This is a genomic window from Paraburkholderia sp. LEh10 (assembly GCF_017814945.1).
Classification (GTDB): domain Bacteria; phylum Pseudomonadota; class Gammaproteobacteria; order Burkholderiales; family Burkholderiaceae; genus Paraburkholderia.
On sequence record NZ_JAGIPX010000210.1, the window covers coordinates 1 to 1,117 of the forward strand.

Genomic DNA, 1,117 nt, shown 5'->3' on the forward strand with positions numbered 1-1,117 from the left:
ATCAGCTGGCGCGAGGCCTCGTCCTGCGGCGAAGGCACATGAACCACATGCATACGGTCGCGCTCGCCACGCAGCCACGCGCGCAGGTTGATCACCAGCCTGATGGCATCGAGCCTGTCGGTCTTCGCGCGACGCTTGTGGCGCTGCACCGGAATGCTGGCCGAATCGACGACATAGCACTCGACGTGTTCAGCCTGCAGTGCGCGACAGATCCAGAACGCCTCCTGGCCGGCCTCGTAGCAAACGACCACGCGCACGCCGGCCGGCAGCGACCACTTCTGCCGGTGCGCCTCGATCAGGTCGAGCACCGCCTGCAGCCGCGCGGCGGCTTGGGGCTGCGCCACCGTGTGCACGGCAGGCTTCTCGCGCCGGCCGTCGTGCAGCGCGACCTTCCACGAGGCGGCGGCGAGTTCCAGTGACACGGCCAGCACGAGCGCTTCCGGGTGGTGCGTCGCGTATGTCTGATCTGGGCGCATGATCCTCTCTCCTTTCAGTAAGGTTCAACAGGCTGATTTTAAGGATTGCCCTGTGTGCCCCCTCTTCATAGGATCTATCCGAGCATTGCCAGGCAGGCTCGTGAGCAGAAGGCGGATATCTTTTTCTGGGACGAATCGGGCTTCCGTGCCGACTCGGTTCACGGCAGGACGTGGGCGCCGCGCGGTGAGACGCCGGTGGTCGAGCGGCCCGGCGAACGGCAAAGCATGAGCGCCGCGTCCGCTGTCAATTCGAAGGGGGCTTTCTGGTTTGCAACGTATGACGGGGCGCTGAGCGGCGAGTTGTTCGTGGAACTGCTCAAGAAGTTGATGTTCAATCGGAAAAAACCGGTTCATTTGATCGTCGACGGATTGCCAGCGCATAAGAAAGCGGTCGTTAAGGACTATGTCGCTAGTACGCAGGGCAAGTTGATTTTGCATTTCCTGCCCGGTTATGCACCGGACCTCAATCCAGATGAACTGGTGTGGAGTCACGTCAAGCGGACCGGCGTCGCGCGACGCCCGCTTCAAAAAGGTGAAAAATTGGGCTCAAAGATTCACGAGCAACTTTCACAAATCGGGCGGGATCCGTGCCTTGTTCGATCATTTTTTAGGCACCAATCTGTCCGCTATATTTCTGACGT

General features: G+C 60.6%; 2 pseudogenes. One reads left to right on the forward strand and one right to left on the reverse strand.

Annotation, left to right across the window (positions count from 1 at the left end):
- Positions 1-476, reverse strand: a pseudogene (locus tag J8I87_RS43970) (IS110 family transposase); the annotation flags it as partial.
- A gap of 93 nt (positions 477-569) precedes the next feature.
- Between J8I87_RS43970 and J8I87_RS43975 the strand changes: the two are divergent.
- Positions 570-1,117, forward strand: a pseudogene (locus J8I87_RS43975) (IS630 family transposase); the annotation flags it as partial.